A 255-nucleotide genomic window follows, 5' to 3' on the forward strand; every position below is an offset into this window, starting at 1 on the left:
AACGCAAATGATTGAGTTCTTTGAGTAGCGCTTCTTGAGATAGCGGTATTTGTTCCTGATCTTCACTTGGCTTAGTTATTGGGGCTGACATAGATCGATGTCTTCCTTTGCGGCGTGGTTGTAGAGCATCAAGCCCGCCTTCGCGATAAAGGCGTATCCATTGCGCAAAAATGCCTGAGTTGCGAATATTGAAATGTGCTGCAGCTTGACCGTAAGATAAAGCATTGTCCCATAAATGAGTTAGCACAGACAATT

At 44.3% G+C, this 255-nt stretch carries 1 protein-coding gene; it reads right to left on the reverse strand.

Annotation, left to right across the window (positions count from 1 at the left end; genetic code table 11):
* A partial coding sequence (locus H8K55_RS21430) for a helix-turn-helix domain-containing protein (RefSeq protein ID WP_186944275.1) occupies nt 1–255 on the reverse strand: 255 nt, incomplete at both ends.

Origin of the sequence: Affinundibacterium flavidum (assembly GCF_014284175.1) — a bacterium.
In the GTDB taxonomy this organism is placed as follows: Bacteria; Pseudomonadota; Gammaproteobacteria; order Burkholderiales; family Burkholderiaceae_D; genus Undibacterium; species Undibacterium flavidum.